This window comes from Pseudomonas sp. Con_6, assembly GCF_059379395.1.
This window is the reverse complement of record NZ_CM182011.1, coordinates 4321536-4344881: the sequence shown is the minus strand read 5'-3', so window position 1 is coordinate 4344881 and position 23346 is coordinate 4321536. Positions and strand designations below refer to the sequence as shown.

General features: G+C 66.2%; 19 protein-coding genes, 2 pseudogenes and 1 riboswitch. Of the genes and pseudogenes, 9 read left to right on the top strand and 12 right to left on the bottom strand.

All coding sequences use genetic code 11. The features are described from left to right. Positions 1-80: 80 nt before the first annotated feature. The 4 genes from AC5QPF_RS19290 to AC5QPF_RS19275 form a co-directional block, all read right to left on the bottom strand. Complete coding sequence (locus AC5QPF_RS19290) at positions 81-2660, bottom strand: PAS domain-containing protein (RefSeq protein ID WP_494959412.1); 2580 nt, start codon at positions 2658-2660, stop codon at positions 81-83. A 110-nt stretch (positions 2661-2770) separates the two neighbouring features. Then, positions 2771-3754, bottom strand: a complete 984-nt coding sequence (locus AC5QPF_RS19285) for an NAD(P)-dependent oxidoreductase (protein WP_494959411.1) — start codon at positions 3752-3754, stop codon at positions 2771-2773. A 45-nt stretch (positions 3755-3799) separates the two neighbouring features. After that, positions 3800-5716 carry an ATP-binding protein gene (locus tag AC5QPF_RS19280; RefSeq protein WP_494959410.1) on the bottom strand — a complete coding sequence of 639 codons (1917 nt, stop codon included), beginning with the start codon at positions 5714-5716 and terminating at the stop codon, positions 3800-3802. A 290-nt stretch (positions 5717-6006) separates the two neighbouring features. Beyond that, positions 6007-6831, bottom strand: coding sequence for an MmyB family transcriptional regulator (locus AC5QPF_RS19275; RefSeq protein ID WP_494959409.1), 825 nt, complete (start codon positions 6829-6831; stop codon positions 6007-6009). 110 nt (positions 6832-6941) lie between these two features. Here AC5QPF_RS19275 and AC5QPF_RS19270 point away from each other — a divergent pair, with 110 nt between their 5' ends. Further along, a complete protein-coding gene (locus AC5QPF_RS19270) occupies positions 6942-7253 on the top strand; it encodes a DUF2834 domain-containing protein (RefSeq protein WP_494959408.1) in 312 nt (103 codons plus the stop codon). Beyond that, a pseudogene (locus AC5QPF_RS19265) lies at positions 7250-7666 on the top strand (MAPEG family protein); the annotation flags it as partial. The gene AC5QPF_RS19270 and the pseudogene AC5QPF_RS19265, both read left to right, overlap by 4 nt. 23 nt (positions 7667-7689) lie before the next feature. Here the strand turns inward: AC5QPF_RS19265 and AC5QPF_RS19260 are convergent. Next, complete coding sequence (locus tag AC5QPF_RS19260) at positions 7690-8613, bottom strand: LysR substrate-binding domain-containing protein (RefSeq protein ID WP_494959407.1); 924 nt, start codon at positions 8611-8613, stop codon at positions 7690-7692. A gap of 126 nt (positions 8614-8739) precedes the next feature. Then, a riboswitch (cobalamin riboswitch) is annotated at positions 8740-8937 on the bottom strand. A 51-nt stretch (positions 8938-8988) separates the two neighbouring features. Further along, entirely contained in the window at positions 8989-9885 is an 897-nt protein-coding gene (locus AC5QPF_RS19255) for a LysR substrate-binding domain-containing protein (protein WP_494959406.1), read from the bottom strand. Positions 9886-9990: 105 nt separating this feature from the next. Between AC5QPF_RS19255 and AC5QPF_RS19250 the strand changes: the two genes are divergently transcribed. From AC5QPF_RS19250 to AC5QPF_RS19230, 5 genes are all read left to right on the top strand, one after another. Further along, positions 9991-10980 (top strand): zinc-binding dehydrogenase, encoded by a 990-nt coding sequence (locus tag AC5QPF_RS19250; protein ID WP_494959405.1) that lies wholly within the window; start codon positions 9991-9993, stop codon positions 10978-10980. Positions 10981-11073: 93 nt separating this feature from the next. Further along, positions 11074-11514 (top strand): hypothetical protein, encoded by a 441-nt coding sequence (locus AC5QPF_RS19245; protein ID WP_494959404.1) that lies wholly within the window; start codon positions 11074-11076, stop codon positions 11512-11514. Between the two features lie 91 nt (positions 11515-11605). After that, positions 11606-12133: a sigma-70 family RNA polymerase sigma factor gene (locus AC5QPF_RS19240; protein ID WP_494959403.1), complete on the top strand. Its 528-nt coding sequence runs from the start codon at positions 11606-11608 to the stop codon at positions 12131-12133. After that, positions 12130-13083: a FecR domain-containing protein gene (locus AC5QPF_RS19235; RefSeq protein ID WP_494959402.1), complete on the top strand. Its 954-nt coding sequence runs from the start codon at positions 12130-12132 to the stop codon at positions 13081-13083. Before AC5QPF_RS19240 ends, AC5QPF_RS19235 begins: the two co-directional genes overlap by 4 nt. 138 nt (positions 13084-13221) lie before the next feature. Next, positions 13222-15627, top strand: coding sequence for a TonB-dependent siderophore receptor (locus AC5QPF_RS19230; RefSeq protein WP_494959401.1), 2406 nt, complete (start codon positions 13222-13224; stop codon positions 15625-15627). A 66-nt stretch (positions 15628-15693) separates the two neighbouring features. Here the strand turns inward: AC5QPF_RS19230 and AC5QPF_RS19225 are convergent, their stop codons facing one another. Beyond that, positions 15694-17037, bottom strand: coding sequence for an MFS transporter (locus tag AC5QPF_RS19225; protein ID WP_494959400.1), 1344 nt, complete (start codon positions 17035-17037; stop codon positions 15694-15696). 227 nt (positions 17038-17264) lie between these two features. On the opposite strand from AC5QPF_RS19225, the pseudogene AC5QPF_RS19220 reads away from it, so the two are divergent. Further along, a pseudogene (locus AC5QPF_RS19220) lies at positions 17265-17720 on the top strand (DJ-1/PfpI family protein); the annotation flags it as partial. A gap of 48 nt (positions 17721-17768) precedes the next feature. On the opposite strand, the gene AC5QPF_RS19215 reads toward AC5QPF_RS19220, so the two are convergent. Beyond that, positions 17769-18821, bottom strand: a complete 1053-nt coding sequence (locus tag AC5QPF_RS19215; RefSeq protein ID WP_494959399.1) for an alcohol dehydrogenase catalytic domain-containing protein — start codon at positions 18819-18821, stop codon at positions 17769-17771. A 174-nt stretch (positions 18822-18995) separates the two neighbouring features. On the opposite strand from AC5QPF_RS19215, the gene AC5QPF_RS19210 reads away from it, so the two are divergent. Next, positions 18996-19877 (top strand): AraC family transcriptional regulator N-terminal domain-containing protein, encoded by an 882-nt coding sequence (locus AC5QPF_RS19210; protein ID WP_494959398.1) that lies wholly within the window; start codon positions 18996-18998, stop codon positions 19875-19877. 129 nt (positions 19878-20006) lie between these two features. Here AC5QPF_RS19210 and AC5QPF_RS19205 read toward each other — a convergent pair whose 3' ends face one another. The 4 genes from AC5QPF_RS19205 to AC5QPF_RS19190 all read right to left on the bottom strand — a co-directional run bounded on the left by AC5QPF_RS19205 (position 20007) and on the right by AC5QPF_RS19190 (position 23344). After that, on the bottom strand, positions 20007-20168 hold the full coding sequence (locus AC5QPF_RS19205) for a DUF2986 domain-containing protein (RefSeq protein ID WP_494959397.1): 162 nt from the start codon (positions 20166-20168) through the stop codon (positions 20007-20009). Between the two features lie 68 nt (positions 20169-20236). After that, on the bottom strand, positions 20237-21991 hold the full coding sequence (locus AC5QPF_RS19200) for a TonB-dependent siderophore receptor (RefSeq protein ID WP_494959396.1): 1755 nt from the start codon (positions 21989-21991) through the stop codon (positions 20237-20239). Further along, positions 21927-22292: an STN domain-containing protein gene (locus AC5QPF_RS19195; protein ID WP_494959395.1), complete on the bottom strand. Its 366-nt coding sequence runs from the start codon at positions 22290-22292 to the stop codon at positions 21927-21929. The genes AC5QPF_RS19200 and AC5QPF_RS19195 overlap by 65 nt, the downstream gene beginning before the upstream one ends. A 98-nt stretch (positions 22293-22390) precedes the next feature. Then, a complete protein-coding gene (locus AC5QPF_RS19190; RefSeq protein ID WP_494959394.1) occupies positions 22391-23344 on the bottom strand; it encodes a FecR domain-containing protein in 954 nt (317 codons plus the stop codon). Between the last annotated feature and the right edge of the window lie 2 nt (positions 23345-23346).

Below are 23346 nucleotides of genomic sequence, written 5' to 3'. Positions count from 1 at the left end.
CCGCTCCCACAGGTCTGCGTCGAGCATCAGACCTGGGCTCACTGCGGACCTTGTGGGAGCGGCCGTTGCCCGCGATTGACTCAGCAGGACGCCCCCAGCCGCACCTCGATCAGGCTTGCCAGCGCCGCCGTCTCGAACGGCTTGCGCAGCACATCCTCGCCCTGCAACGGCTCGGCCCCGGCGAAGCCGGTGATGAAGATCACCGGCAACCCAGGGGCCTTCTCGCGCACCGCATCGGCCAGTTGCCGTCCGTTGACCCCGCCGCGCAGCCCGAAGTCGGTCACCATCAGGTCGACATGGGCGCCGGTATTGAAAATACGCTGCGCCGCCGCTGCGGTATCCGCTTCCAGCACCCGATAGCCCAGGTCGCGCAACTGGTCGGCGAGCAAGCCGCGTATCTCGTGTTCATCCTCCACCAGCAGCAGCGTCTTGCCGTTGCTGGCAGGGGCCTGGGCTGGCGTGTCAGCGGCCTCGTACAGCGGCAGGCAGAGACGCACGGTCGTGCCTTTGCCGATCTGGGTATCGATCTGTACCAGCCCGCCCGACTGGCGCATGAAACCGTAGATCTGGCTGAGCCCCAGGCCCGTGCCCTGGCCTGACGGCTTGGTGGTGAAGAAGGGTTCGAAGGCGCGGGCAAGAATCTCCGGGGGCATGCCGGTGCCGGTGTCGCTCACCGCGACGACGGCGTAGCGGCCTGGTCGCAGGTCGTCGAAATCCGCCAGCTCGTCGCGTTGCAGCAGGCGCTCCTCGGTACTGATGGTCAGCCAGCCGCCGTCGGGCATGGCATCGCGGGCGTTGATGCACAGGTTGAGCAGGGCGCTTTCCATCTGGCCCGGGTCGCACCGGACCTGCCAGCGGCCCTCCGCCAACTTCAGCTCGACCTGAACCGCCGGGCCCACCGTGCTGCGGATCATGTCCTCCATGCCGCGGGCGATCTGGTCCATGCTCACCGGCCGCGGCGCCAGGTTCTGCAGGCGGGAGAAGGCCAGCAGGCGCTGGGTCAGGGCGCCGGCGCGGTTGGCGGCCTTCAGCGCTGCGTCGAGATAGTCGATGGCGTCCGTGCCCCGGCCCTGGTTCACGCGGGTGCGGACCAGGCCAAGGGCGCTCATCAGGCCCTGGAGCATATTGTTGAAGTCGTGGGCGATGCCGCCGGTCAACTGGCCGACAGCTTTGAGCTTTTCGCTCTGGCGCAGGCGTTCCTCGGCCAGCTGGCGCTCGGCGATCTCGCTGTTCAGACGGTCCAGGGCCTCCTGCAGCTCAGCGGTGCGCTCAGCCACCCGGGCTTCCAGCTCCTGGCCGGCACGGGCGCGCTCTATGGCCACCCAGGTGCGTTCGGCGACATCGTTGAGCAGCGTGGTTTCTTCCGCCGTCCATAGCCGCGCAACGGCGCTCTGCATGACCAGGATCGACCTCAGGGTCCCGCCCTTCATCAGGCCGACGCCCAGCGCGGCGACCACCTGTAGCTCCGCCAGTGCGGTGCGTTCGGCGGCGCTGCAACGCGGGTCGTTCTGCGCGTCGCTGAAATTCAGCACCTCGCCGCGGCGATAGGTGTCCATCATCCAGTCGCCGTACACGGAGGTTTCGTACCAGCCCGGGGTCAGCGGCACCACGTCGTTCTCGTAGTCGCCGGGGATGCTTACCCGGGCATCGTCCACCTCGGCGTAGAGCACCCGGTTGACCCCGAGGTACTCGCCGAGCAGGTGGGCCGCGGCCTTTTTCAGCGTGCGGGGATCGTCCAGCGGGCGCAGGGTGTCGGACAGCTCCAGCAGGAAGGCCTGGCGTCGGGCGCTTTCGCGCTGCTCGGTGATGTCCGCAGCCATGCCGAACCATTCACTGATCCGGCCATCGGCGCCGAACACCGGCACCGCCCGGGAAAAGGTCCAGCCGAGGCTGCCGTCGGCGCGGCGCACGCGATGCTCCAGCTCGAACACCGTACGTGCGGCGATGGCCTTGTCGATGGCCGCCAGCACCCACTCGCGGTCCTCTGCCAGCAGGTAGTCGTCGATCCAGCGGATGCTCGGCACATGGCTATCGGCGACGAAGCCGCGCCCGGTGAGCTGGCGCATTTCCTTCCAGTCCGGGCTCATGCTGTAGACCACGTCCGAACTGGCGGCGACCAGGGCCTGCAGGCGCGCTTCATTGTGCTGGAGGCGGGCGTGGGCGTCGTCGCGCTCGCGTTCGGCGCGCTCGGCGCGGATCCGTCCGGTGACTTCCACGGTGACGTTGAGCAGCCCGGCGACCGCGCCAGACTCGTCGCGCAACGGCGAATAGGAGAAATTCCACCAGGTATCTTCCGGGAAGCCGCGGCGGGTCATGACCAGGGGCAGGTCCTCGAAGCGCACCGTCTCGCCGGCATAGACCTGCTTCACCAGCGGCTCGATATCGTCCCAGACATCCGGCCAGGCCTGGCGAAAGGACAGGCCCAGCGCCTGCGGGTGGCGATTGCCGAGCATCGGCGCGTAGGCATCGTTGTACAGCACGATCTGCTCGGCCCCCCAGGCAGTCTGCATGGCGTGGCCGGACGAGAGCATCAGCTCGATGGCGGCCTTGCGGCTTTGCGGCCACTGTTCGATGGGGCCGAGCGCGGTCGCCGCCCAGTCATGCTCGCGAATCAGGTCGGCCATCCGTCCCTGGGCCTGGGGCCACTTGCTGTTTGCCATTGTCGCCATACCTTGGTGAGCACTGTCTTGCGGGAAAACTGGAGTCAATGTGCCAGTCTCTCAATGGGAGGGCAGGGCGGGCCATTGGTTCAGCGCTGGCAGCAACCCCTTCACTCCTGTCGGTGCGTTGACAGGGCCTGCGGGTTGGCCACGTTTTGCGGCGAGCCGGCGAAAAACGCCAACAGGTTGTCGAACGCATCGCCGAAATATAGCTCGTAGCCGTTCTTTTCGACGTAGCCCAGGTGCGGGGTGCACAGCGCCCGTGGGTGACAGAGCAGCGGGTCGGCGGGGTCGAGCAGCGGTTCCTGTTCGTGCACGTCCACTGCGGCGAACCCCGGTCGTCCGGCGTCGAGGGCACGCAGCAGGGCGCCCGGGGCGATCAGCTCGGCGCGGCTGACGTTGACCAGCAGGGCATCTGGCTTCATCCGTGACAGGTCGTCGAAGGTGACGGCGTGGCGTGTGCTGTCGGACAGGCGCAGGTTGAGGCTGAGGATATCCGCTTCGGCGAAGAAGGCCTCGCGCGACACGGCGGCGCGATGCCTGTCGGCAACGGCGCGGGCGCGGCTGGCCTCGCTGCCCCAGACCAGTACCGGCATGTCGAAGGCCTGAGCGTAGCGCGCCAGGCGCTGGCCGATCTTGCCGTAGCCCCAGATGCCCAACGTCTGTCCTGCGACGGCCTGGCCCAGGTTGACCTGCCAGCGGCCCTGGCGGAACGCGTCGATGGCCGGCACCAGCTGGCGGCGGGCATTGAGGATCAAGGCCCAGGCCAGCTCGGCCGGGGCGACCGGCGAGCCACGACCCTCGGTGACGACGATGCCACGGGCGGTACAGGCGTCGAGATCGAGGTGGCTGGAGACCTTGCCGGTCTGGCTGATGAGCCTGAGCTTTGGCAGGCGGTCGAGCAGGGCCGCGTCGATCCGCGTGCGTTCGCGGGTCAGCACCAGCGCCTCGGCGTCGGCGAAGCGCTCGGCCAACTGCTCCAGCGAGGCGGGCTGGACGTCATGCAGCACCGTGACCTCATGACCGGCAAGACGAGCGAAACAGTCGAGGCTGCGGATCACGTTCTGGTAGTCGTCGGGAATGACTATGCGCATGGGCTCAGGTCCGGGTGGAGAAAGGAAGAATCATCGGCTAGGGCGTCATGAGGCCGGCCGCTGCGCCAATAGCGCCTCGACCCGGTCGGTGAGCGCGCCGATGGCGAAGGGCTTGGTCAGTACATGCATGTTGGGGCCCAGTTGCCCGTCGCCAATCACGGCGTTTTCCGCGTAGCCGGTGATGAACAGGGTGATCAACCCGGGACGCACATGCAGGCCGGCCTCGGCCAGTTGTCGGCCATTGAGGCCGCCGGGCAGGCCGACATCAGTCACCAGCAGGTCGACCGGATGCCCGGCGCGCAGTTGGCCGAGCGCGCTGCTACCGTCTTCTGCCTCGATCACCCGGTAGCCGGATTCGGCCAGCACACTGGCCAGGACCATGCGCAAGGTCGGCTCGTCCTCCACCAGCAGGATGCAGGCTTGCGCTGTCTGGCCCGGTGCTGTGTCGGGGGCGGGGCTGGCTGGCGCCGATGGCGTCAGCGGGCCATGGTAGCGCGGCAGCAGGAGCGTGACCCGCGTGCCCTGTCCGGGCACCGAGTCGATGCGCACCTGGCCGCCCGACTGCTGGGCGAAGCCGTAGACCATCGACAGCCCCAGGCCGGTGCCTTTGCCCGTCGGCTTGGTGGTGAAAAAAGGCTCGAAGGCGTGGGTGATGACCTCTGGCGGCATGCCGCAACCGCTGTCCTCCACGGTCAGGCACAGATAGTCGCCGGCCAGCAGTTCCAGTGACCGCGCGTCGTGTGCGGCGATGCTCCGGTTGTGGCTGCGGATGACGATGCGACCACCGTCCGGCATGGCGTCGCGGGCGTTGATGCACAGGTTGAGCAGGGCGTTCTCCAGCTGGCTCTTGTCCACCAGCGCCGGCCATAGCTCGGCGGCGTCGTGGGTCTCCAGGTCGATCGCTGGGCCGGCGGCACGCTGGATCAGCTCGCTCATGCCAAGCACCAGGCCATTGACGTCGGTGGGGTGCGGGTCCAGGGTCTGCCGGCGTGAGAAGGCCAGCAGGCGGTGGGTCAGCGCTGCCGCGCGGCTGCTCGCGTCCTGGGCGCTTGCGACGAATTTATCGATCTCGTCCAGGCGCCCCTGGGCCAGGCGCCGGGACACCATGTCGAGGGAACCGGAAATCCCTCCCAGCAGGTTATTGAAGTCATGGGCCAGGCCACCGGTGAGCTGGCCCACCGCTTCCATTTTCTGCGCTTGGCGCAGGGTGTCCTGGGCCTTCATCAGCTCTGCGCTGCGCTCGGCCACGCGCTGCTCCAGGGTTTCGTTGAGTGCACGCAACTGTGCGGCAGTGTGCGCCTGGCGCTCCTCGATCTCGCGCAGACTCGTGCAGGTCTGGCGCAGTTCCTGTTCGCGGGTGCGCAGGGCTTCCTCGGCTGCGGTGCGCTCCAGCAGGTCGGCGGCCTGGCGGGCCAGGATATCGAGCAGGCGCAGGTCGCGCTCGGATGGCTGGTGCGGTGCACGCCAATGAGTTGAGATCATCCCCAGCAGGGTGCCATTGCGGGCCACCAGGGGGGTGGTCTGCGCGGCGCGGATGCCTGCGTCGCGAAACGCTTGCAGGTCGGGGCTGCCGGCGATCGGCGGCCATTGCTCGTAGTCGGCGATGATCGCCCGCTGGCCGCGCTTCAGCGCCTGGGTGCAACTGCTCAGGGCTGTCGGCGGGACCCATTGCCAGAACGCCACGGTGTCTGCGGTGAAGCCTCGCGAACAGAGCAGTTGCAGTTCGCCGCCATGTCCGGAGGGGTGGCCAGGCGGGCAGAGCAACTGCATGGTGCCGAACTGCGAGGCGGTGATGGCGATGGCGGCGTCGACCACCTTGGCATAGAGGAATTGCAGGTCCTGCTCGCCGATCAACGCGACGCTGATGCGGTGCAACAGGTCGATATCGGACCCGTGCGGGTCGACACCATCATTGGCGGGCAGGCTGGGCACTGCACTACCGGGTTCAGGGTGGTTGGTCATTCTGGTCACTTGAGGGGGTAGCGATATGCCATGTTCCGTCATGCAGCATAGCCGTTTCGCTTCGAGGTGATGAATACGGGGCAGTTGCGCTGGTCGCGCTACACGCTTGTGGGCACCCCTGGCCTGGGTTTCAGGCAGGGTGTTGGCTTCCATCGCCCGGCTGACGGCCAGTGCCTGGCTAAGGTAGTCGCAGGCGTTCGTGCTGTTACGCGACGCACTGCCCGGATCGGTCGCCAGGATCCGGGTCGCTATCCTGCGGGTGCCATGACAGCGCCGGCACCCGGCCCTTCTCATAAGGCGCCGGAAAGCGCCGACCACTGCGCAAACGCCTGCCTCATCCTCTCCCACGTCAGCGCATCGGCCGGCACCAGGTGCTCGATCCGCAACGACTCCACGGTGATGTCCAGGGGCATGCCGAAGGTGGTGAAGGTGGACAGGAAGCGCAGTTCGCCATCCGAGGTGTTTACCCGCGTCAGCAGCACTGGCGAGGTGTCCGCATGTGGGCTCGGATCTTCCGGGGCCGGCAATTCGCGGAGCAGCTCCGCCAGCACTGTACTGCCCGCCGCCTCGCGCGAGGCCCGCTGCCACGCCGCCGCCCGCACTTCCCGGGCATTGACGATATGACTGCCCAGCCCGTCCGGATGCATCAGGGTTTCCAGCAGGTTGAGATTCGCCCCCTCGCTCGCCGGCAGCCCGACCATGCCCAGCAGCACTCCCACGCTGGCATTGCTGGCGGTGATATCCCAGTTGCGGTCGATGACGATTGCCGGCGCCGGATTGTTGGCCTGGAGGATATGCCCGATAGCGCTGTGCACCATTTCCAGGGCCGGCGCGTCCAGCGGGGAGGTCGCATAGCGCGGCGCATAGCCGGCAGCGAGGAAGATTTCGTTGCCGTGCTCCAGCGGGGCACCGAGGGCCGAGAGCAGGGCATGCAGGGTGCCGGGACCGGGCTTGGCGCGACCGGTCTCCACGCAACTGAGATGACGCTGGGAAACGCCGGTCATCAGCGCCAGGTCGAGTTGGCTGAGGCCGGCCTGCCGACGCAGGAGGCGCAGGTGCTGGCCTGCCGGGAGTGTCGAGGCGGGATGGGCGTGATGGAAGGCTGGCGGGTTCATGAGTCGACTTTGTCCGTCCTTGTGCGCAGTGTCCATGACCTCCCAGGTCATTGAGAGGCGAGTCACCCTATCACTACCGTTGCCGGGACACACTACCCGGAGGCACGCACATGGTTCGCTTCATCGCATTGGTATTACTGGTTCCACTGATCCTCTACACCGCCTGGACGATCTCGACCGCCGAGCAGTCGCTGCTGGCCTTCGGCCTGGAGCTGATCTCCAGCCCCGACACCGCCCAACTGGTCATCGACCTGTACCTGATGGCCGGCCTGGCTGCCTTCTGGATGGTCCGGGACAATCGCCTGCGCGGCGGATCCACCCGCGCATTGCTTCCCTATCTGCTGCTGACGGCGGTGTTTGTTTCAGTGGGACCGCTGTTGTACCTGGCGGTTCGTGGGCTCGCGGGAGAGCAGCGGACGTGAGTAGCAGCCTGTCGGTCTATGCCCTGTGCGTGGTTGTTCTGTTCGCCAAGATGCTCGCTGTGTCCTGTTACCAGGGCTACTTCGGCCTGCGCCTCAAGGCCTTCGTGAACCCGGAGGATGCCGCGGTGTTCCAGCGACCGGCCCGGGCGACCGAGCACCCGGAGGTCGTACGGGCTTCGCGGGTCTGGGCCAATGACCTGGAGAACATTCCGGTGTTCTTTGCCCTTGGCGGGTTGGCGATCGCCCTCGATACGTCGGCTGCCTTGTGCACGTCGCTATTTGTCCTGTTCACCCTGGCCCGGATCCTCCACACGCTGGCCTACCTTGCTCGCTGGCAGCCGTGGCGGACGCTGTTCTACAGCGTCGCAACGGCTTGCTTGCTGGGGCTTTGCACGATGGTCACGGTTACTGTGCTGGAGACCTTGAGCGGTAATCGTCAGCCAGCAGGCGCCGCATTCACCCCCTCAAGCGTGGCAAAGGAAATGTCCTTGGCCGTGAGCAGGAAATCACTCATGTATGGCACCTCCAGCGTGTCGCTACGCACCGCTGCGAACAGTGTGGCCTGCAAGCCGTCCTGGCCCAGGTGCCTGGCGATCACATAACCGCGCGAGGTGTACTCGTGCAGCGCCCAGTTCGGCAGGCAGCAGACCCCACGGCCGCTGGCCACCAGTTGCATCATCATCACGGTCATTTCCGCGGTGCGGACCTGGGCCGGCTCGACGTCGGCCGGGTCGAGGAAGCGGGTGAAGATGTCCAGGCGGTCGCGCTCGATGGGGTAGGTGATCAGGGTCTGGCCGGCGAGGTCGGCTGGCACCAGGTACGGTTTCTTGCGCAAGGCATGATGCTTGTCGACGGCCAGCATGGCTTCGTAGCCGAACAGCGGCACGTAGGTGATGCCGGGCAGGGTCACCGGGTCCGAGGTCACCACCAGATCGAGGTCACCGCGCTCCAGGGCCGGCAGCGGCGCGAACGACAATCCCGAGGCGAGGTCCAGTTCCACCTCGGGCCAGGCGCTGCGAAATTCGTCCAGGGACGGCATCAGCCACTGATAGCAACTGTGGCATTCGATGGCGATGTGCAGGCGGTCGGCGCTGCCGCCCAGCAGCTTGCCCAGGTTGCGCTCCGTGCTGCGGATCAGCGGTAGCACCTGGTCGGCCAGTTGCAGCAGCTTGAGGCCGGCGGTGGTGAAGCGCACCGGCCTGGACTTGCGCTCGAACACGGGCAGGCCGAGGCGATGTTCCAGCTCGCGGAACTGGTGCGACAGCGCCGACTGGGTCAGGTGCAGGCGCTCGGCGGCCTCGGGCAGGCTGTTGGTTTCGCGCAGGGCATGAAGCGTGCGCAGGTGTCTCAAATCGATCATGAGCTGCAGTCGACCCCCGTCGAACAGTGCGGGAGAGACACACGGACAGGCATCGCCAAGCCCCGCGCAGGCACGGAGCAAGCACCCTGGACAGGGCAAAGGATGGCCATCCCGGACACCCCGCCGGTTGGTGAATGTTTGCCGGCAGGTCTCCTGACTGATGCGTCATGGCCCGGCTCCAGCCTTCCCGGATCGTGTCCAGTGGCGTTTCAGGAGCGGGCTCGGCACCTACAGTTGCGGGGGCAGTTCCGTTTGGCTCGCGTGCGGGCGAGCGACGGATTCCCTATTGATTCCGAGGTGGAAACCGGCGGCCAGGATGGTAGAGCATCGGGGCGGGGAGGGAAAGGTTGCCCTGCAGGGCTGTCTCGGCAGGCATCATGGCGTTCCCCGTGGTCCCAGCGCCTCGCGCATGAAGTCGAGGAAGCTGCGCAGTTTCGGTGTCATCCGCCGATCCGGCGCATACAGCATGTTCATCGGCGAGGCGGGCACCCGGTACTGTGGCAGCAGCGCCACCAGGGTGCCGTCGCGCAGCGCATCGCCCACCAGTTCCTGCGGTTGCAGTACCACTCCGAGCCCTGCCACTGCCGCGGCCAGCAGCGGGTCGCCTTGATTGATCGTCAGTTTGCTTGTAATCGGCACGTCGATACGTCCCTCCGGTCCGTCGAAGGTCCAGTCGGAACGACCGTTGGAAAAAGCAAAGGCCAGGCATTCGTGCTGGCGCAGGTCCCACGGACTGATGATCGGCGGTCGCCGTGCCAGATAGGCCGGTGCGGCACACAGCACGCACTGATAGGGCGCCAGCGGCACGGCCTTCAAGCCGCTGCTGGCCAGCTCGCCGATGCGCAGCACCACGTCATAGCCATCCTCGACCAGATCCACCAGGTCATTGGACAGGGTCAGGTCCACCGCCACCTGGGGATACCTGACCATGTACTCCAGCAGCCGCGGCGCCAGGGTGCGTACGCCATAGGTCACCGGCGCGTTGATGCGCAGCCGCCCGCTGGGTGTACCGCGGGTCACGGCGGCGAGGCTTTCGGCGGCCTGCATGTCGGCGAGGATCATCTTCGCCCGTTGATAGAAGGCGCGACCGAAGTCGGTCAGGCTCTGGCGGCGGGTGGTGCGATGCAGGAGGGAGACGCCCAGGTGCTGTTCGAGCATCTTGACCTGCTTGCCCACCAGTTGCGGCGACAGGTTGAGGTCGTCCGCAGCGGCGCTGAACGAGCCCAGTTCCACGGCCTTGACGAAGGTAGCCATCTGCGTGAGGCGATCCATTACAAACTCTCTGTTTCCAGTCTGCCGCCAGACTAGGCCTTTATCGCCTGGCCGCCAACGCCTAGATTTGCGGCTTCAGTCCTATCGAGAGAAAGAGGGTTTCCCATGGCACGCATTGTCAGGATCCACGCATACGGCGACGCCGACGTTCTTCAGCTGGAAGAGCTGGACGTTCCGGCACCTGCGGCGGACGAGGTACAGATCGCGGTCAAGGCCATCGGCCTGAATCGCGCCGAGGTGATGTTCCGCAACCACGCCTATCTGCAGGAGGCGCAGTTCCCCAGTCGCCTGGGCTACGAGGCGGCGGGGTTGGTCAACGCCATCGGCAGCGCGGTCAGCGGCGTGCAGGTTGGCGATGCCGTGGCGCTGATTCCGCCGCTGGATATCGCCCGCTGGGGCACTTATGGCGAAGTGGTCAATGTCCCGGCGCACCTTGTGGTGAAGAGCCCGGACAACCAGCCATACGAAGAGGCGGCGGCGTCGTGGATGCAGTACGTCACCGCCTGGGGCGCCTTGATAGAACAGGCGAAGCTGCAACGGGGGGATGTCGTGCTGGTCACCGCAGCTTCCAGCAGTGTCGGTCTGGCCGCGTTCCAGATCGCGCGGATGGTGGGGGCCGTGCCGGTGGCGATCACCCGTACCCGGGCCAAGGCCCAGGCACTGCTGGAGGCCGGTGCGGCTCATGTGATCGTCAGCGATGAGGAGGATATCGTCGAGCGGGTGATGGCGCTGACGGACGGAAAGGGCGCCCGGGTCGTGTTCGATCCGGTGGGCGGTCCGGCCTTCGAGGCGCTGACGCAGAGCATGGCCCGGGGCGGGATCCTGCTCGAATACGGCGCATTGAGTCCCGAGCCGACGCCGTTCCCGTTGTTCACCGTGCTGGGCAGGAGCCTGACACTCAAGGGTTATCTCTATTCGGAAATCGTCGCCGACCACGAAGCGCTCGGGCGTGCCCGCAGCTTCATTCTGGATGGGCTGGCGTCTGGCGCATTGCGACCGATCATCGCCAGGACCTTCACCCTCGACCATATCCGTGATGCCCATCGATTCCTGGAGGCCAACCAGCAGATCGGCAAGGTGGTGGTCACCGTATAACCCCGATGGCAAGGTAGCGGCCCTCGACCAGGGAACCTCGGCTGGCCTTTCCAGTCGAAGGCCGCATTCTCCAAAGACCAGGAAGGAACCTTAATGACAAGGATGGTTGCAGTACTCGCCCTGCTGGGCACGCTGGCATCGGCACCGATATTCGCCGCTTCCGACTGTCCGCTTCCCCAGGGCATGCAAGCCTCCATCAGCCTGGCCAAGCAAGCCCTTGGGGCCCGGGAAGCGGGGGTGACCAAGCGTGATCTGCTCACCTACGCGCCGCCGGTGTCCGACGTGCAGATGCCTGAGGTATTCAAGGCGATCGTCGATGAGGTCTACGATTTCCCGCCCCTGCGTCCCGAGGTATATGCCGCCTACCGCTTCGAGCATTGCTTCGTGTCGCAGCAGCACGCTGCGCAACTGGCCAGCCTGAAGTTCGCCGATGTCCATCCGCTGTTGAAGCAGTGCGAGCAGATTGAGCCGGAAGGTGCGCGGCCACCCTGTGCGATGCGTGCGTTGCACAAGGTGACCGGTATTCCGGAATGAGCTGAGTGGAAGCAATCTCGCCCTTGGCAGATCTGAAATGTTTTGCATAAAATTGCGAACAATTCCCATTTGCGCGACAAGGCGGTCCGGCATGCCATCCCCCGATTCCCTCCACGCCCAGGTCAGTCGCCTGTACGTGTCCCAGAGCAAATGGCTGCACGGCTGGCTGCGGCCGCGGGTCAACTGCCAACACCTGGCCGCCGACCTGGTGCAGGACGTATTCATCCGGGTCATGACCGCCGCCGACGCTGCGGCCAAGCTCGAAGCGGTGCGCGAGCCCAAGGGATACCTGGCGACCATCGCCCGGCGGATGATGATCGACCATATGCGCCGCCTGCGCCTGGAGCGGGCCTGGCAGCAGACCCTGGCCGAGCAGCCGGAAGCCTTGGAGCTGTCGCCCGAGCAGCGCCTGGTGCTGCTGGAAACCCTCTACGAGCTCGATGCCATGCTCGCCGCCCTCGGCGAGCAGGTGCGCCGGGCGTTCCTGCTGTCGCAGCTGGACGGCATGTCGTACAGGGCCATCGCTGTCGAACTCGACATCTCCGAGATGACCGTGCGCCGTTACGTCGCCAGGGCGGCCGAGCATTGCATGCTCTACAACCTGAGCCATGGCCAGTGAGGGCGACGCTGACGGTCGATCAACTGGCCGCCATCCGCCAGGCCGCGCACTGGTACAGCCAGCTCAACGGCGGCGATGCCCGGCCCGAGGACTACCGCGCCTGGCAAGGCTGGCTCGACGCGGCGCCGCACAATGCCTGGGCCTGGCAGCAGGCCGAACGCTTGCAGGCGCAGGTGGCGGGTGCCCCGGGGACTCCGGCACACCAGGTACTGTCGCGTGCCGGGGCAAGCCGCAAGGCCTCCCGCCGCGGCGTGATCCGCGGTTGCGGCCTGCTGTTCGGCGGTGCGCTGCTGGGTTGGGGAGGCTACCGCGAGACGCGGCATTCGCCATGGCTGGCGGACTATCGCAGTGGCGTCGGCGAGCGACGCTCGATCACCCTGGGCAACGGTATCCGGCTCACCCTCGACACGGCGTCGGCACTCAATCTCGATGAAACCGCCCCCCTGCCTTGCCTGCGTCTGGAAGCGGGCGAGGTGATGGTCAACGTGCCCGAGCAGCAGGCCTGTCGCGTGGACACGGCCCATGGCCGCATCGACGCCGGGCCGGGCCGCTTCGCCGTGCGCCTGCTCGACAACCGGACCCGGCTCGACGTCTTCAGCCAGCAGGTGCGGGTGAGCCTGCCTGGTGGCGAAAGCCGGATCGTGGGTCAGGGCCAGCGCTGCGAGTTCGACAGCGACGGGCTGGCTTCACTGGACCGGTTGCCCACCGGCGCGGGGGCCTGGACCCAGGGCCTGATGATTGCCAACGACCAGCGCCTGGACCTGTTCCTCGACGAGCTGTCCCGCTATCGCCCCGGTGTGCTGCGCTGCGCACCTGCAGTGGCCGGGTTGCGCATCAGCGGCACCTTCCGCCTCGACGACAGCGAGCAGATCCTCCGCGCCTTGGCAACCTCGCTGCCGGTACGGGTCGAGCGCGTCACCCGCTACTGGGTCACGGTCAGCGCAGCCTGAGAATATTTTTCAGCCGCGCTGAACACATCGCGATCGCTCATCCGACTCACAGGTGAACCCAGCGATGGCTGGCCAATCCTGAAGAGAGCGATGAGTATGACGTGGGGTTTTGACAAGCGGTCTGCAGGCGCTGCGCGGATGCGCGGGTATGTTTTGCTGGCGTGCCTGGCAGGTGGCGCGGGGACCGCTGTCGCGGCACAGGAACAGGACTACCGGCTGGCGCGCGGCGACCTTGGCGAGGTGTTGACCCGCTTCGCCGCGGAGTCGGGCATCGTGCTGTCCTTCGACACCAACCTGACCCGTGGCCGGCAGTCCGCCGGGCTGGCGGGGCATTATGGGGTCGACGAGGCCTTGCTGCTGTTGCTCAGCGGCAGCGGCCTGCGCGCCGCCCAGGAAGGCGATGGCCGTTACAGCCTGGCGCCGCTCCCCCAAGGCGACGGGGTCACGGAGTTGGCACCGAGCACCATCAATGCCCGGGGCGAGTCCGCCTATGGTCCAGTCCAGGGTTACGTCGCCAGGCGTACCGCGACGGCGACCAAGACCGACACCTCGGTTCTGGAGACGCCGCAGACCATCAACATCGTGACTCAGGACGAAATCAAGGCTCGTGGCTCGATGTCGGTCAGCGACGCCCTGCGCTACACCCCCGGTATCCAGGTCGATGGCTTCACTGCGCGGGTGAAGGCGTTCGACGAACCCACCTCCCGCGGCTTCAATGCCACGCCTGTGTACCTTGACGGCCTGCACCTGCCCTATGGTGGGGGTAGCACCGGCGGCGCCCTGCAGATCGATCCCTATCTGCTGGAGCGTGTGGAGGTCCTCAAGGGCCCGGCCTCGGTCCTGTATGGACAGAACCAGCCTGGTGGAATCGTCAACCTGGTCTCCAAGCGCCCGACCAGTGAAGCCTTGCACTCAGTCACCGTTGGCAGTGGGAGCCACGACCGCAAGTACGGCGCGTTCGACCTGGGGGGGCCGCTCGACGAGCAGGGGGCGTTCCTGTATCGCCTTGCCGGGGTGGTCAACGACGTCGATTCCGAAGTCGACTACGCCGACCAGAAGCGCATGACCATTGCCCCCAGCCTGACCTGGAACATCGATGATCGCACTACGCTGAGGCTGTACGGGCACTTCCAGAAAGACAACGACACCCCGGAACCACAGGGGCTGCCGGTTTGGGGCACGGTGCTGGCCAATCCCAACGGCGATGTCTCGCGCAGCCGTTTCATCGGCGAGCCGAACTACGCCTCCTACGACCGCGACCAGTTCGCCGTTGGCTACGAGATCGCCCACGAACTGAACGATGTCTGGACGCTCAGGCAGAATGCCCGCTACGCCTATGTCGACGATCGCTTCGTATCGGTGCTGCACGGCTACGAGTTCATTACCAGTCCGACCACGGGGCTGAACGACCAGAGCGCCATCGGCCGCTATGCCATCGACTGGTCACAGACCAACAAGGTCTACGGCATCGACAATACCGCCCAGGCTGTGTTCAAGACCGGCGACCTGGACCATACCGTCCTGCTGGGCGTCGATTACTATCACTTCAACTCCGAGTTCCTGGGTCGCTACCAATACGCTCCGCCGGGAATCGACCTGTACAACCCGGTCTATGGCGCACCCATCGATTTCAGCCTGGCCAGCGTCAATACCTGGGATAACACCATCCGCCAAACCGGTGTCTACCTGCAGGACCAGATGCGCTGGGAGCGCTGGTTCCTTACCCTGGGCGGCCGCTACGACTGGGCGGTCACCGAGAACAACCAGCCGCTGTACAAGGTCGACAACAGTATCAAGGACAAGAAATTCTCAGGCCGGCTGGGCTTCGGGTATCTGTTCGACAGCGGCGTGACGCCTTACTTCAGCTATTCCGAGTCGTTCCAGCCCAACACAGGGACCGATGTTTCCGGCAATACCTTCGACGCATCGACCGGGAAGCAATACGAGGTCGGCATCAAGTACCAGCCACCCGGTTCGGACAGTTTCGTGCAACTGTCGGTGTATCAGGTCGATCGCAAGAACGTCTTGACCAGCGACCTGGCCAATCCTGGGTTCAGCACCCAGTCCGGCGAGTTGCGTTCTACCGGTGTCGAGCTTGAGGGCAAGTTCGCACTGGCCAGCAATCTCAACCTGATTGCCTCGGTCTCCCGCGTCGACGCTGAATACACCAAGGACAACGACGGGATGGAAGGCCGGCACCCGATCGGCATCTCGCCGCTGACTGCCTCCACCTGGCTGGACTACCAGTTGCCGGACGACAGCATGCTGCGCGGTCTCGGTTTCGGTGCGGGTGTCCGCTACGTGCGCAGCAGCCCGGGGACCAGCACGTCGTATCGCGCGTTCGATGTGCCGTCCTACAGCGTCTACGACGGCATGGTTTCCTATGACCTGGAGCGGTCGCCGCTGGCGATCCGGGGCGTACGGCTACAGGCCAATGTGGAGAACATCGGCGACAAGCGTTATGTCAGCCGCTGTTCTGGCGTGTGGGAGTGCACTTACGGTCAGGGGCGGACCGTTACTGCCAACCTGACTTACGACTGGTGACGCGGACAAGGCTGTCCCGGGTGCCGAGCAGCCTTGTCATGACCTTGGGGCGCTCTCAGGCGTCGCTCAGGCCGTATCGCCGGTACCCCGCAGCAGGTCGGCGCTGGCGCCGCCCGGTTCGTCATGCAACGAAATCCGCGACGTCTCCGGCAATGCCAGTCCTCCCACCAATGCCACCAGCGCGATCACCACCAGGTAGAACGCCGGCGCCAGGCTGCTGCCGCTGAGTCCGATCAACCAGGTCGCCATCAGTGGCGCGGTGCCGCCGAACAGGGTGTAGGCGACGTTGTAGGTCATCGCCGAGGCGGTATAGCGGGTTCGGGTCGGGAACACCTCCGAGAGCAAGGCGGCGGTGACCACCCCGGACATCACCGCGCCCACCGCCAGCAGGATCACCCCGCACACCGCCGCCGGCACGCTGCCGGAACTGGCCAGCCAGTACGCCGGGAACACCATGAGGATCACCCACAGGCAGGTCACGCCGATGGTCCGCCGGCGGCCGAAGCGGTCGGTGAACGCCCCGGCCGCCGGGCAGGCACCGGCGGCGAACAGCAGGGCGATGGTCGAGACCATCAGCGCCTGTGCCCGGCTCAGGTGGCCGACCACCTGCAGGTAGGTCGCGAAGTAGGTGGTGAACATGTAGAACGACAGCGCCGTCAGCGAGATGAACGCGCCCAGGCGCAGCATCACGCCTTTCTGCTGGGCCAGGGTTTCACGCAACGGCGAATGCTCGCTTTCCTTCTGTTCGGCCATGGCCTGGCGGAAGGCCGGCGTCTCTTCCATCCGCCAGCGCAGGTACAGGCCGATCACACCGAGTGGCGCGGCCACCAGGAACGGCACGCGCCAACCCCACTGGGCCATGGCTTCGGGCGACAGGCTGGCGTCGAGCAGGTAGGCAATGACGGCGGCGCTGGCGAAGGCCGAGAAGGTCGACACCGGCAGGAAGCTGCCGTACCAGCCCCGGCGATGATTCGGCGCATGCTCCATCACGTAGGCGCAGGCCCCGGCGTACTCGCCGCCGGCAGAAAAGCCCTGGACGCAGCGCGTCAGGGTCAGCAGCACCGGAGCCAGCAGGCCGATGCTGGCGTAGGTCGGCAACAGGCCGATCACGGTGGTGGCGCCGGCCATCATCAACACGGTGATCGACAGTACGCGCTTGCGTCCCAGCCTGTCCCCCATCGCCCCGAACACGATCCCGCCCAGCGGACGCAGGGCGAAGGCCACGGCGAACACGGCGAACGTCTGAAGCAGGGCCGCGTTGGGGTCGTCGCTGGCAAAGAACTGTTTGGCGATGATGGTGGCGAGAAAACCGTAGACGGCGAAGTCGAACCATTCGACGAAGTTGCCCACGGCCGCCGCTGCGGTCACCTTGCGCAGAGTCGCGGGCGACACGCTGATCGTTTCGTTCATTTCCGGTGCGCTCCTGGATTGTTCTTCTGACAAAGGATGGGCAGTGGACGAAGGGCTGTGAGTGCTGCTGTCTTGTAGGTTTCGCGCACGATGGAATGCACGCCTGCCGGTCGGCAAGGTGCATGTCTCGTTCAGGATGGTGGGGGTCGTATTGAGCGCGGTCGCCATCTGCTGGGGGCCGCTCTGCGGCCCTTCGCGAGCAAGCTCGCTCCCACTTGGCAACGATCGCACAGGGCGGACTGGCGGTCATGGTCGACAGTAGCCTGCAGGAGTGCCTGGAGTGGGCGCCGGAGGTTGTCGTGGTGATTGGCGGCATGGCCTGGGAGCGCGACGATGCGCCGGACCTGCGCGACTTCCTCCAGGCCAGCCGTTCCGCCGGTTCGACCCTCGCCGGCATCTGCGGCGGCACTCTGGCGCTGGCCAGGGCCAGTGTCCTCGACAGGGTTGCGCACACCTCGAACAGCGCCGATTTCCTGCAGGAAAACGCCCCGGGCTATGTCGGGCAGGCGCTTTATCGCGAGAGTCCGGCAGCCGTGATGGCGGACCGCATCATCACGGCCCCGGGCACGGCGCCGGTCAGCTTTGCCTGCGCGGTGTTCGAAAGCGCAGGGATACCCACAGAGCGCGTCGCTCAATTCAGGTCGATGCTGGCAGCGGAGCACGGGCAATCGCCCAGGGCCTGAACACTACCAGGCTCGCCCGCGCCGCCACCACGCCACATCTGCAAGCGTCTAGCGCTGCAGGGTCGCCATGTCGATCACGAAACGGTACTTCACATCCCCCGCGATCATCCGCTCGTACGCCTGGTTGATGTTGCGGATATCGAGCATCTCGATATCGCAGCGGATGTCGTGCTGGGCGCAGAAATCCAGGACCTCCTGAGTCTCGGCGATGCCGCCGATCAGCGAGCCGGCCACCACCCGGCGCTTGAGCACCAGTTGGGTCGCGTCCAGCGGCGGGTCGATGGGTTCGATCAGCCCGACGAGGATATGCACGCCGTTGAACTTCAGGGTACGCAGGTAGGGGTTGAGGTCGTGCTGCACCGGGATGGTGTCCAGCAGGAAGTCGAAGCGGTCGGCGGCGGCGGCCATCTGTTGCGGATCGGTGGAGACGATCACATGGTCCGCGCCTTGCGCCCGGGCTTCGGCGGCCTTGCTCGCCGAGCGGGTGAACAGCGTGACTTCGACACCCAGCGCCTTGGCCAGCTTGATGCCCATGTGGCCCAGGCCACCCATGCCGAGGATGCCGACCTTGTGCCCCGGGCCGACACCGTGGTGGCGCAGCGGCGAGTAGGTGGTGATGCCGGCGCAGAGGATCGGGGCGGCGCTGGGCAGGTCCATGCCGTCGGGAATGCGCATGACGAAGTCCTCGCTGACCACGATGCGGTCCGAGTAGCCGCCCATGGTGTAGCTGCCATCGATGCGGTCCGGGGTGGTGTAGGTCATGGTCGGGCCTTCCAGGCAGTACTGTTCCAGGTTGGCGCGGCAAGCCTCGCAACTGCGGCACGAATCGACCATGCAGCCGACGCCGACCAGGTCGCCCGGCTGGTATTTGCCGGCGTTGCTGCCGACCGCGCTGACCCGGCCGATGATCTCGTGGCCCGGCATCAACGGGAATACGGCGATGCCCCATTCGTTGCGGGCCTGGTGGATGTCCGAGTGGCAGACGCCGCAGTAGAGGATGTCGATGACCACGTCATCGGCGCGCGGGGCACGGCGGTCGAACTGCATCGGGGCGAGGGGAGAGGTGGCCGACTGGGCGGCGTAGCCAATGGCTTTGTACATCGGGGTGTCTCACTACGGTGTGCGAAGGCGGCGCACTTTACGGGCGAGGCGGCGGGATGCCGATGGGCATTCCTCCGTTTGTCATGCCTATTCCTCCGCCCGTGCCCTTCGGGCTACTGCGTCGGCCTTGAAATCTGGGATCATGCGCCGCCCTGTCCAGCAGCGATCCGCACCATGTCCGACCTCGAAACCCTCTGCCACCTGATCCGGCCCCTGGCGACTCGTCCCGGGTTCGTCGGTACACGGCTGCCGGGCGTTGAGGTGCTGTCCTGGTCGCACTACGTGGCGAGCAGTCCGCAGATCTACGAACCGAGCATCATGGTCCTCGCGCAGGGCAGCAAGCTGGCGCGGCTTGGCGAGCGCACCCTGGACTACGGCGCCGGGCAGTACCTGTTGCAGGCGCTGTCGGTACCCTTCATGTGCGAGACCTTTGCCAGTGAGGCGAAGCCGCTGTATGGCATTGCCATAGGCCTGGATCCGCTGGTGCTGAGTGAAATGACCCAGGATATGGTCCCGCTGCCAGCGGGCATGCTGCGGGCGCAGACCCCGGAGTCCATGAGTTCCGCGCCGCTGGACGAGGCCATGCGCGAGGCCGTGGTGCGTCTGCTGCAGTGCCTGCAGGATGACGAGGAAGCCCGGGTGATGGGGGCGGCGCGGATGCGCGAGGTGTATTACGCCGCGCTGAAGGGACCGCAGGCGGGGGCGTTGCGGGCCTTGGTGGAGCAGCAGGGCGCCTTCGCCCGGATCGGTGCTTCGCTGGCGTACCTGCGCGACCACTACGACCAGCCGCTGAGCATCGAGCAGTTGGCGGGGCAGGCGAACATGAGTGCCTCGGCCTTCCACGAGCATTTCAAGCGCACTACGTTGCTGTCGCCGATCCAGTACCTGAAGCGGCTCAGGTTGTTGAAGGCGCAGCAGATGCTGATTGGTGAGGGACTGGGTGTAGCGCAGGTGGCGCACCGGGTGGGGTACCAGAGCAGTTCGCAGTTCAGTCGCGAATACAAACGGCAGTTTGCGCGCAGTCCGGGGGAGGAGGTGGTGGTGTTGTCGCGGTAGTGGTGGTGGCCGGCCCTGACGTCATCGCGGGCAACGCCCGCTCCCACAGGAGGCGCGGCGAGCCCCTGTCCAGTGGCTGGCAGCAGTCCTTGTGGGAGCGGGCGTTGCCCGCGATGAGGCTATCAGTTGCTAAAGGTTTTCCGGCTCCGTGCCGATCGCCTGTGCTTCCGCCTCCAGCTTCGCCCTATCGGCCTTGCTGATGTACCTGGGCTTGCTCTTGGGCGCCAGCTTGGCGCTGGCCTTCTTGGCGTGGGCCTTGAGCAACTGGTTGATCTTCTTGCGGCGGTTCATGGTACGGGGCTCGATGGGTTGAACGACGCCGGCCACCTTACGCAGGCACCGGCGTCGTGTCCATGGCCTCAGAGGGCAGGCTTCCAGGTCAGCGTGAACATCACGTTGCGCGGATCGCCGAAGTAGTTGTTGCCAGTCAGCGTGCCATACGACGGGATTACGTAGTCCTTGTCGAACAGGTTGTTGAGGTTGGCCGCGACGCTGACTTCATCGCTGACCTTGTAGGCCACCCGCGCGCTCCAGATCGAGAAGCCGCTGGTTTCATAGGCGCGGTCGAAGCCCAGGGTGCTGCTCTGGCTGTTGACGCCGCCGCCGACGCTGACCCGCTGCAGCTCGCCCGGCAACTGGTAGTTGGCCCAGACCCGTAGCATGTGCCTGGGCGTGAAGGTGCTGAACACCTTGCCCTTGAGTTCCGGGTCGTCCATGAAACGCGTGGTGTTGTAGGTGTAGCCGCTGGACAGTTGCAGGCCCGGCAGCACTTCGCCGTTCAGCTCCAGTTCGATGCCCTGGCTGCGCACCTTGCCGCTGGCTACCGAGCAATACCAGCCATCGCAGGCGAAGCCTCTGGCCAGGTCCGACACCGCGCGGTTCTCGTGCAGGTAGCGGAACACCGCCAGCGAGGTGTTGACGCGGCCGTCGAGCAGTTCGCCCTTGAGACCGATTTCGTAGTTGCTCCCGGTGATGGGCTTGAGCGGCGCCTGGTTGAAGCCACGCTCGCTCTGCGGGATGAACACGTCGGCGTAGCTGGCATAGGCCGACCACTGCTCGGTCAGCGCATACACCAGGCCGACGAAGGGCGTGACCTTGCCGGTGCTCTGCGTCGACGTACGCACCGGCTCGCCATCGTTTTCGCGCTGGAAGTAGTTGTCCGCGTCGTAGCTCATCTGGTACCAGCTCACCCGGCTGCCGAGCACCAGGGTCAGCGGATCCAGCAGGTTGATCCGGTAGCTGCCATAGATGCCTTTCTGGCGTACTTCGTACTGGCTTTCGGTGAGGTTGGCGCTGTCGGCGATGCTGTCGTAGGTCTGGTAGGGGCGATCGTGGTTGACGTTGGTGATGTCCACGCCCGGGGTGAAGGCGCGGGCGTAGCCGTCGTCGGTGGTGTACCTGGCGTAGTTGGCACCCAGCACCAGGCTCTGCTTGAAGCCCAGGCCCTCGAACTGGCCGTCCAGGTACAGGTCCAGGCCGAGGTTGTGGTTGCTGAAGTCGGTGCCGTAGTCGGCGTAGATCGGCGCCCTGCCGGTACCGATGGCTCCGGTGATGAACTGGTACACCGCCTCGTTGGACTCGCGCATGCCCAGGGCCGAGGCTTTGATCCGCCAGGCCTCGTTGAAGCGGTGTTCGAGGTCGAGGTAGACACTGGTCTGGTCGCTGCTGGCGCGGTTCCAGCTGGCCCCGACATAGGTCGAGCGGCCGACGTCCAGGCGACTGCCGTCGCTGTTGCGCGGCAGGCCGATCATGTAGGGCTGGTAGTGGGTCTTCTTGTTGCTCACGCCGACGCCCAGGGTGGTGTCGTCGTCGAGGTCGAAGTCCAGCGCGCCGTAGACGGTCTGCTCCCAGTTCCACAGCGAGTCGGTGAAGGAGTTGCCCTTCTGGTAGTCGACCACCACGCGGCCGCGAAGGGTACCGGATTCGTTCAGCGCATTGCCGGCGTCGATCTGCTGGCCGTAGCGGTCCCAACTGCCGGCCTTGGTGGTCAGGGTCACGCTGGGCTCTGCCTGCGGGCGCTTGCGCACCATGTTGATCGCGCCGCCAGGGTTATTGGCGCCTTGCAGCAGGGCGGCGGCACCGCGGATGACTTCCATGCGGTCGTAGATCGCCATGTTCTCGGTGATGTAGCTGCCCAGCGAGCAGGCGCTGCACGCCCTCGACCACGGTGTAGTGGCCGTTCAGGCCAGGGCTGCGGCGGCCGGCCAGCAGCTCGCTGTTGACGATCAGGCGCAGGCCACTCTGGTCGCTGAAGCGGGTCAGGGCCGTGCCGACCGGGCCGGCCGCGATGGTGAACGCCTGGGTTGCGCTGTGGCTGACCTGGGCCGCCAGGACCTGGGTGCTCATGGTGAACGCCAGGCCACAGGCGGCGCTCATCGCCAGGCCGAGCGCGGCGCGCTTGAAGGAATGCTGCATGGTTCTCCCCGCTGAAATCAGCTGATTAAAAATCACTCTCAAACGGGAAAGACGCTGGCCTTCGAAAACCTGACAGCGGCGAGTGAAATATTTTCGGATTATTTTCCGCCGCGCTGTTCGTCCCGCTCCACCACCGTCAGCCAGGGCAGCTTGCGGATGCGGATCGGCAGCGACTGTTGCAACAAGGCCAGTTGCGCATCGAGGTCGCGGGTGTCGAACAGGCCGGTGACCGGCAACTGGCGCAGCGCCGGGTCGCGGACCCAGAGCAGGCCGCGGTGGTAGCGCGACAGTTCGTCTAACACCTCGCCCAGGGGCTGGCGATCGAAGATCAGGCGGTCGCGGCGCCAGGCGGTTAGGCTGGCGCTGTCGACCTCGCGGGGCGGTGAAATGCCGTCGGCGTCGAAGTCGAGGGTCTGTCCTTCGCGGACCACTGCCGGATTGTCTGCGTCCTTGCGAGTGACGCGGACACTGTGCTCGGTCACCACAAGGCGCACCCGCGGGCCATCGCGACGTACGTCGAAGGCGGTGCCCAGGGCGCGCAACGTACCGCTCGCCGCCTGCACCTCGAAAGGCCGCGACGGATCCGGAGCGACCTGGACGAACAGCTCGCCGGCGTACAGCCGGATCGTGCGGCGGTCGCCTTCCAGGTGGATGTCGACCCGTGTCTGCGGAGCCAGGACCAACTGCGAGCCATCGTCCAGGCGCAGCTCCCGGCGCTCGCCGGAACCGGTGCGCTGGTCGGCCAGCCAGCCGTCCTCGCGGGCCTGCCAGGCACCGCCGCCCGCCAGCCCGATCGCCAGTACCAGCCCGAGCAGCGGACCTGCACGCCGACGCGGCACCGGGCGTTGCAGGGCGCTGCCCAGGCGTTCCCACAGGCGCTCGGCGGCCAAGGCGGCGCACTGGTGTTCGGCGGAGCGTTCGCACCACTGCTGGTACTGCTCCCAGTCATCCTCGCCGGCGCTGCCGCTGTGCAGGTCCACCAGCCATTGCAAGGCTTCGTCGATCAGGCCGGGGAGGGGCTGGTCGAGGTCTTCTGCGGGAACGCTCGTCATGG

Bases quoted from the DNA above. Each gene is read 5' to 3' on its own strand.
- AC5QPF_RS19290 (WP_494959412.1), bottom strand. From the start codon at position 2,660: ATGGCAAACAGCAAGTGGCCCCAGGCCCAGGGACGGATGGCCGACCTG.
- AC5QPF_RS19285 (WP_494959411.1), bottom strand. From the start codon at position 3,754: ATGCGCATAGTCATTCCCGACGACTACCAGAACGTGATCCGCAGCCTC.
- AC5QPF_RS19280 (WP_494959410.1), bottom strand. From the start codon at position 5,716: ATGACCAACCACCCTGAACCCGGTAGTGCAGTGCCCAGCCTGCCCGCC.
- AC5QPF_RS19275 (WP_494959409.1), bottom strand. From the start codon at position 6,831: ATGAACCCGCCAGCCTTCCATCACGCCCATCCCGCCTCGACACTCCCG.
- AC5QPF_RS19270 (WP_494959408.1), top strand. From the start codon at position 6,942: ATGGTTCGCTTCATCGCATTGGTATTACTGGTTCCACTGATCCTCTAC.
- AC5QPF_RS19260 (WP_494959407.1), bottom strand. From the start codon at position 8,613: ATGATCGATTTGAGACACCTGCGCACGCTTCATGCCCTGCGCGAAACC.
- AC5QPF_RS19255 (WP_494959406.1), bottom strand. From the start codon at position 9,885: ATGGATCGCCTCACGCAGATGGCTACCTTCGTCAAGGCCGTGGAACTG.
- AC5QPF_RS19250 (WP_494959405.1), top strand. From the start codon at position 9,991: ATGGCACGCATTGTCAGGATCCACGCATACGGCGACGCCGACGTTCTT.
- AC5QPF_RS19245 (WP_494959404.1), top strand. From the start codon at position 11,074: ATGACAAGGATGGTTGCAGTACTCGCCCTGCTGGGCACGCTGGCATCG.
- AC5QPF_RS19240 (WP_494959403.1), top strand. From the start codon at position 11,606: ATGCCATCCCCCGATTCCCTCCACGCCCAGGTCAGTCGCCTGTACGTG.
- AC5QPF_RS19230 (WP_494959401.1), top strand. From the start codon at position 13,222: ATGCGCGGGTATGTTTTGCTGGCGTGCCTGGCAGGTGGCGCGGGGACC.
- AC5QPF_RS19225 (WP_494959400.1), bottom strand. From the start codon at position 17,037: ATGAACGAAACGATCAGCGTGTCGCCCGCGACTCTGCGCAAGGTGACC.
- AC5QPF_RS19215 (WP_494959399.1), bottom strand. From the start codon at position 18,821: ATGTACAAAGCCATTGGCTACGCCGCCCAGTCGGCCACCTCTCCCCTC.
- AC5QPF_RS19210 (WP_494959398.1), top strand. From the start codon at position 18,996: ATGTCCGACCTCGAAACCCTCTGCCACCTGATCCGGCCCCTGGCGACT.
- AC5QPF_RS19205 (WP_494959397.1), bottom strand. From the start codon at position 20,168: ATGAACCGCCGCAAGAAGATCAACCAGTTGCTCAAGGCCCACGCCAAG.
- AC5QPF_RS19200 (WP_494959396.1), bottom strand. From the start codon at position 21,991: ATGGCGATCTACGACCGCATGGAAGTCATCCGCGGTGCCGCCGCCCTG.
- AC5QPF_RS19195 (WP_494959395.1), bottom strand. From the start codon at position 22,292: ATGCAGCATTCCTTCAAGCGCGCCGCGCTCGGCCTGGCGATGAGCGCC.
- AC5QPF_RS19190 (WP_494959394.1), bottom strand. From the start codon at position 23,344: ATGACGAGCGTTCCCGCAGAAGACCTCGACCAGCCCCTCCCCGGCCTG.